The organism is Pseudomonas typographi, from assembly GCF_014694385.1.
GTDB lineage: Bacteria > Pseudomonadota > Gammaproteobacteria > Pseudomonadales > Pseudomonadaceae > Aquipseudomonas > Aquipseudomonas typographi.
Genome location: NZ_JAAOCA010000050.1, coordinates 21,128 through 27,601, shown reverse-complemented (window position 1 = coordinate 27,601; position 6,474 = coordinate 21,128). Strand labels below are relative to the sequence as shown.

9 protein-coding genes are annotated in these 6,474 nt (G+C 64.0%); 3 read left to right on the top strand and 6 right to left on the bottom strand.

All coding sequences use genetic code 11. The features are described 5' to 3' along the window. Nucleotides 1-38: 38 nt before the first annotated feature. The 6 genes from arfB to HAQ05_RS25560 form a co-directional block, all read right to left on the bottom strand. Nucleotides 39-452 carry an alternative ribosome rescue aminoacyl-tRNA hydrolase ArfB gene (arfB, locus tag HAQ05_RS25585; RefSeq protein ID WP_190426446.1) on the bottom strand — a complete coding sequence of 138 codons (414 nt, stop codon included), beginning with the start codon at nt 450-452 and terminating at the stop codon, nt 39-41. 11 nt (nt 453-463) lie between these two features. Then, nucleotides 464-1,513, bottom strand: coding sequence for a 23S rRNA pseudouridine(2605) synthase RluB (gene rluB / locus HAQ05_RS25580; RefSeq protein WP_190426443.1), 1,050 nt, complete (start codon nt 1,511-1,513; stop codon nt 464-466). 99 nt (nt 1,514-1,612) lie between these two features. Beyond that, nucleotides 1,613-2,404 (bottom strand): SMC-Scp complex subunit ScpB, encoded by a 792-nt coding sequence (scpB, locus tag HAQ05_RS25575; protein ID WP_190426441.1) that lies wholly within the window; start codon nt 2,402-2,404, stop codon nt 1,613-1,615. A gap of 12 nt (nt 2,405-2,416) precedes the next feature. Continuing rightward, nucleotides 2,417-3,127 (bottom strand): segregation and condensation protein A, encoded by a 711-nt coding sequence (locus tag HAQ05_RS25570; protein WP_190426466.1) that lies wholly within the window; start codon nt 3,125-3,127, stop codon nt 2,417-2,419. A gap of 122 nt (nt 3,128-3,249) precedes the next feature. Then, a complete protein-coding gene (locus HAQ05_RS25565; protein ID WP_190426438.1) occupies nt 3,250-3,879 on the bottom strand; it encodes an L-threonylcarbamoyladenylate synthase in 630 nt (209 codons plus the stop codon). A 13-nt stretch (nt 3,880-3,892) separates the two neighbouring features. After that, nucleotides 3,893-4,750, bottom strand: a complete 858-nt coding sequence (locus HAQ05_RS25560; RefSeq protein ID WP_190426435.1) for a PHP domain-containing protein — start codon at nt 4,748-4,750, stop codon at nt 3,893-3,895. 66 nt (nt 4,751-4,816) lie between these two features. Between HAQ05_RS25560 and HAQ05_RS25555 the strand changes: the two genes are divergently transcribed. The 3 genes from HAQ05_RS25555 to HAQ05_RS25545 are packed head-to-tail and all read left to right on the top strand — an operon-like array spanning nt 4,817 to nt 6,383. Beyond that, the gene (locus tag HAQ05_RS25555) at nt 4,817-5,404 is read left to right on the top strand and encodes a septation protein A (protein ID WP_190426432.1); all 588 of its coding nucleotides are present in this window, start codon (nt 4,817-4,819) and stop codon (nt 5,402-5,404) included. 1 nt (nt 5,405) lies between these two features. Then, on the top strand, nt 5,406-5,705 hold the full coding sequence (locus HAQ05_RS25550) for a YciI family protein (protein ID WP_190426429.1): 300 nt from the start codon (nt 5,406-5,408) through the stop codon (nt 5,703-5,705). A gap of 3 nt (nt 5,706-5,708) precedes the next feature. Continuing rightward, complete coding sequence (locus tag HAQ05_RS25545) at nt 5,709-6,383, top strand: response regulator transcription factor (protein ID WP_190426426.1); 675 nt, start codon at nt 5,709-5,711, stop codon at nt 6,381-6,383. The last annotated feature ends 91 nt before the right edge of the window (nt 6,384-6,474 follow it).

Genomic DNA, 6,474 nt, shown 5'->3' with positions numbered 1-6,474 from the left:
GTGCTAAATGTGCAGCGCCAAGGGCTGGAATCAAACTTTCAATAATCAACCCTACCGCGCCCGGCCTTCACGCCGGCCCGGCGGCTTTTGCCTTCGAGCCGGCGGGCCTTGGCGGCTTTGCTTGGCTTGGTGGCGCGGCGCGCCTTCTGCACCGCCGTGGCGGCCAAGATCAGCTCACGCAAACGCACCAGGGCATCCTGCCGGTTTTTTTCCTGGGTGCGAAATTGCTGGGCCTTGATCACCACTACGCCCTCGTCGGTGATGCGGCTGTCCCGGTGCGCCAACAGGCGTTCCTTGTAAAAGGGTGGCAGGCTCGAGGCATGGATGTCAAAACGCAGGTGCACGGCGCTGGACACCTTGTTAACGTTCTGCCCGCCCGCGCCCTGGGCACGGATTGCCGACCACTGGATTTCAGCGTCGGCAATACTCACCAGGCTAGACAGTTGCAACATCAGCCGGTCACTCAGCCACGCGGCTTGCGCTTGCCACGTACATCGCTTGGGCGTTCGGCCACTTGCGTTCCGCGCGGCTTGGGTGCCGGCTTGCGGCCTGGCTTGCCCTCAGCGGCGGGCTTGCTGCCAATGGCGGGGTTGCGCCCGCTGCGCGCTTCGCCCTCCTGCGCCGGGCGCAGTTGCCGCACGCGCTCACCACGGCCGAGCGGGCGCGAGGCTTTGCGCTGCAGGCGCTCGAGTTTTTCCTTGTCTTTACCGCCCTGGGCGGGCAATGCGACCGGTTTAAGGCCCACTTCGCCGGCCAGAATATCGATTTCGCCCTGGGTCATTTCGCGCCAGCGGCCCATGGGCAGGTCGGAATTGAGAAACACCGGGCCGAACCGCACGCGCTTGAGGCGGCTGACCACCAGCCCCTGCGATTCCCACAACCTGCGCACTTCGCGGTTGCGGCCTTCCATCACCACACAGTGGAACCAGTGGTTGAAGCCGTCCCCGCCAGGCGCCTGCTGAATGTCGGTGAATTTCGCCGGGCCGTCTTCAAGCACCACACCCGCCTTGAGCCGGTCGATCATCTCGTCGGTCACTTCGCCGCGCACACGCACCGCGTATTCTCGGTCCATCTCGTAAGAGGGGTGCATCAAGCGGTTGGCCAATTCACCGTCAGTGGTGAACATCAGCAGCCCGGTGGTGTTGATGTCCAGGCGGCCAACGTTGATCCAACGGCCTTCGCGCGGGCGCGGCAGGCGGTCGAACACCGTGGGGCGGCCTTCAGGGTCATCGCGGGTGCAGATCTCGCCGTCTGGCTTGTTGTACAGGATCACCCGGCGCTGGGTTTCAGCGGTTCTTTCGCGCTTGATCAATTGGCCATCGACGCTGATCGCATCGAGCAGGTCGACACGCTGGCCGAGGGTGGCCACCGCGCCGTTGACCTTGATGCGGCCCTCGCTGATCCAGCCTTCGACATCGCGGCGCGAACCTACGCCGATACGCGCCAAAACCTTTTGCAGTTTTTCGCCGGCTGGGGCAATAGCGGCATCGCCGCCAGGGTGTTGTTCAGTCATGCCGTGGCACCTCCCGGTGTAATGGATGAATAAAGACAGGGCCGCGCACTATACGCCTGCGGCGGGCAACCTGCAGCACAATTCCAGGCTGTTCGTCGCTTACCGTTCGTCGTCCGGCCGGGTGCCCCCCTCCACCGCCGAGGGCTCGGGCATATCTTCGAATGTCGTCTTGAGCCCTTGTTCCATGGAGTCAAGCTCAGCCAGCAGAGTGCGAAAGCTCGCCTGCTCACCGCCTTCGGCATTTAGCGGCTCGCCCGCTTCGTCGTTGCCCAGGGCCAGGCTGGCATCGGCCAGGGCCTGCAAGTGCGCAGGTACCGGCGCGTCCTCGTCGTGTGGTTCCAGCAAGCCCTCCGGCTCCAGTTCTCGCAGCTCGGCCAACGGCGGCAGTTCGTCGAGGTTCTTCAGGTTGAAGTGGTCCAGGAACGCCTTGGTGGTGGCGAACATCGCAGGCTTACCCGGCACATCCCGGTAGCCGACCACGCGAACCCATTCACGCTCCACCAGGGTGCGAATGATGTTGCTGTTGACCGCCACGCCGCGCACGTCTTCGATCTCGCCCCGGGTAATCGGCTGGCGGTAGGCGATCAATGCCAGGGTTTCGAGTAGCGCGCGGGAATAGCGCTGCGGGCGCTCTTCCCACAGGCGGCCCACCCAGGGGGCGAATTTTTCGCGAACCTGCAGGCGGTAGCCAGACGCCACTTCGACCAGCTCGAAGGCCCGGTTCTCGCATGATCGGCGCAGCAAGTCGAGGGCCTTTTTGAACACCATAGGCGCCGGCCGCTCGGCTTCGTCGAACAGCTCGAAAAAGCGTTCCAGTGATTGTGGCTTGCCAGAGGCGAGCAGGAAGGCTTCCAGCAGCGGCGCCAACTCGCGCGGTTCATTCAGGTTCATCGGCACCCTCGGTCAGTCCGCCGCGTGCTCAGCACGGGCACGCACGTGGATCGCGGCAAAGGGTTCATTCTGCACCAACTCGATCAAGGATTCCTTCACCAGTTCAAGCACGGCCATGAAGGTGACCACCACCCCGAGCTTGCCCTCTTCGGCGCTGAACAGCTCGGCGAACGGGACGAACACGCCACCGCGCAGCCGCGCCAGTACCTGCCCCATGCGTTCGCGGGTCGACAGCGCCTCACGGCTGATCTGGTGGCTTTCGAACAAATCACTGCGCCGCAGTACCTCGGCCATCGCCAACAGCACCTCCTGCAGGGCCACCTGCGGCAATAACTTACGCACGCTGGCTTGCGGCGCCTCCAAACTAGGCACCTGGATGTCGCGGCCCAGCCGGGGCAAGGCGTCGAGGCCTTCGGCCGCGCTTTTGAAACGTTCATATTCCTGCAAGCGGCGGATCAACTCGCCGCGCGGGTCGGCCTCGTCTTCTTCTACCTCGGCCGAGCGCGGCAGTAACATGCGTGATTTGATCTCCGCCAGCATGGCGGCCATCACCAAGTATTCGGCGGCCAGCTCCAAGCGCACGGTTTTCATCAATTCCACATAGCCCATGTACTGGCGGGTGATTTCCGCCACGGGAATGTCCAGGATGTCGATGTTCTGCTTGCGAATAAGGTAAAGCAGCAGGTCCAAGGGGCCTTCGAACGCTTCGAGAAACACCTCCAAGGCATCCGGCGGGATGTAAAGGTCTTGTGGTAACTGGGTGAACGCCTCGCCATAGACCAACGCCAGCTGCAACTGCTGGGGCGTTTCGGCGCTAACAGCCCCCGGGCTTTGGGCCGCGTCGCTCATGCCCGCACCGCGAACGGTGCCGGGTCGCCGCACCCCACGCGCACCACTTCGGGCTCATCCCCACTCATGTCGATCACGGTCGAGGCGGCATGGCCACCGGCACCGCCATCGATGATCAGGTCTACCTGCCGCTCCAAGCGCTCGCGCATTTCATAGGGGTCGGCCAAGGGTTGGTCATCGCCGGGCAACGCCAGGGTTACGCTCATCAGCGGCTCACCCAACTCTTCGAGCAGCGCCAGGGCGATGGGGTGCTGCGGCACGCGCAGGCCGATGGTGCGCCGCTTGGGGTGCAGCAGCAGGCGTGGCACCTCGCGGGTGGCGTTGAGGATGAACGTATAGGGCCCGGGCGTGTAGGTTTTGAGAATGCGAAACTGGCCGGTGTCGACTTTGGCGAACAGGCCCAATTGTGAAAGGTCCCGGCACAACAAGGTGAAATTGTGTTTATCGTCGAGCTGGCGCAACCGGCGCACGCGCTCAATCGCGGCTTTGTCGCCGATCTGGCAGCCAATGGCGTACGAGGAATCGGTGGGGTACACCACCACCCCGCCCCGGCGAATGATCTCAGCCGCCTGTTTGATCAGCCGCGGCTGCGGGTTTTGTGGGTGTATCTGAAAAAATTGGCTCACGCTGTTTACCTGCTCAGGAGAGGGACACGTCAAGCCGAAAGCGCGCCCATAAGGGCGGCAAGTCTTCCGGCATGGGCCGGTAACTGCCGATTTCGCCCCACAGCCCTGGCCCATGGAAATCGCTACCGGCGCTGGCCAACAAGCCGAATTCGCGGGCCAGGATCGACAACGTGCCGACCTGCTCGGCCGGTTGCTGGCCATTGACCACTTCGATGGCGTGCCCACCCGCTTGGATGAACTCGCCGACCAGCCGGCGGCGCTTGCTGCGGGTGAAGTTGTAGTGCAGCGGATGCGCCAGGCTCACCCACGCCCCAGCGCTGCGCAGGGTGTGCACGGTGGCCTCCAGGGTCGGCCAATGCTGCTTGACGTCGCCCAGCTTGCCTGCGCCTAGCCAGCGCTGAAACGCCGCATTGCGGTCGGGCACCCACCCCGCCTGCATTAAATATTCGGCAAAATGCGGCCGCGCCGGCGCATTGCGGCTGTCGCCCAGCCCCTGCTGCACGGCCCGGGCTCCGGCGAGGGTGCCAGGCATGCCCTTGGCCGCCAGGCGCCGGTCGATTTCTTCGGCGCGCAACCAGCGCCCCTGATGCAATGCCTGTAGCGCGGCCTGCAGCGGTGCGGCGTCCAGGGCAAAGCCATAACCCAGTACGTGAATGGTGGCCCCACCCCAGATGCACGACAACTCCACCCCGCTGACCCACTGCATGCCCAGCCCCCGCGCCGCACTGCGCGCCTCAGGCAACCCTTCGACGGTGTCGTGGTCGGTGAGCGCCAAGGTGCGCACACCGCGCTCGAACGCCCGCGCCACCAGGTCTTTGGGTGCCAAGGAGCCGTCTGAGGCGGTGCTGTGGCAGTGCAGGTCGACAATCATGAGCGGCGCTTTCGCAGGTAACAAGGTTTGCTATTATGCCGCCACGACCCGTTGCTGGCTGCTACCGTGAAACAATTAATCGATTTCATCCCGCTGTTGCTGTTCGTCATCGTCTATAAACTTGCCCCTCGCACCTTCGATGTCGCCGGCCACGCCGTGACGCTGGGGGGCATCTTCAGTGCGACCGCCGTACTGATCGCCAGTTCGTTGTTGGTGTATGGGGTGTTGTGGGCGCACCAGCGCAGGCTCGAAAAAGGCCAATGGGTAACATTGCTCGCCTGCCTGCTGTTCGGCGGCTTGACCCTGGCCTTCCACAGCGAAACCTTTCTTAAGTGGAAGGCCCCCGCGGTGAACGCGGTGTTCGCCTTGGCGTTTTTCGGCAGCCACTTCATCGGCGACACAGTGCTGGTCAAGCGTATCATGGGCCATGCCCTGACCCTGCCAGACGCCATCTGGGCACGGTTGAACGCGGCCTGGATCGTGTTTTTCATCGTTTGCGGGGCGGCCAATTTGTTCGTGGCCTTTACCTTCGAGCGCTTCTGGGTCGACTTCAAGGTGTTCGGCAGCCTGGGGATAACCTTGTTGTTCTTGTTAGGCCAAGGCATTTACCTTTCGCGTCACCTTCACGACGGCCAGCCCAAGCAGGAGAAGTGACATGCTTTACGCGATTTTCGCGACCGATGTGCCCGCCTCGCTAGAAAAGCGCCAGGGCGCGCGCCCGGCCCACCTTGGGCGCCTGCAGCAGCTTCAGGCCGAAGGGCGGCTGGCCTTGGCCGGCCCGCTGCCGGCCATCGACAGTAACGACCCCGGCAGCGCCGGCTTCACCGGCAGCCTGGTGGTTGCCGAATTCGCCTCGCTGGAGGCGGCTAAAGCCTGGGCGGCGGCGGACCCTTACGTCCAAGCCAATGTCTATGCCGATGTGGTGATCAAACCGTTCAAACAGGTGCTGCCGTAAACCATGAGTGAAGTGCTGCTGATCGACGATGACGTGGAGTTGTGCGAACTGCTGAGCAGTTGGCTGACCCAGGAAGGCTTTACCGTCACGGCCTGCCACGACGGCGCCAGTGCGCGCAAGGCCCTGGCTGAGCCGCCGCAGGCGGTGGTGCTCGACGTGATGCTGCCCGACGGTAGCGGGCTGGAGGTGCTCAAGCACCTGCGCAGCGAACATGCCGATTTGCCGGTACTGATGCTCTCCGCCCGAGGCGAGCCACTGGACCGTATCCTTGGCCTGGAACTGGGCGCCGACGACTACCTGGCCAAACCCTGCGACCCCCGTGAACTCACCGCGCGTTTGCGCGCCGTGTTGCGGCGCAGCCACCCGGCCGCCAGCGCCAGCCAGTTGGAACTGGGCGACCTGGCCTTCAGCCCGGCACGCGGTGTGGTCACGGTGGACCAGCACGACATTGCCCTGACACTGTCGGAGAGCCGCCTGCTCGAAGCGCTGCTGCGCCAGCCCGGCGAGCCGCTGGACAAACAAGAACTGGCGCAACTGGCCTTGGGCCGCAAGCTCACGCTGTACGACCGCAGCCTTGACATGCATGTGAGCAACTTGCGCAAAAAGATTGGCCCCCATGCCGACGGGCGCCCGCGCATCGTGGCACTGCGCAGCCGCGGCTACTTCTACAGTGAATAAGGCGCGCTTCAGGGCGCGCGCCACGTGCCCCCAGCGCCCAGGTGGCATGTGTAATTGCAAAGCCTTTACCTTCCCTTTACCCAGCCCTGAC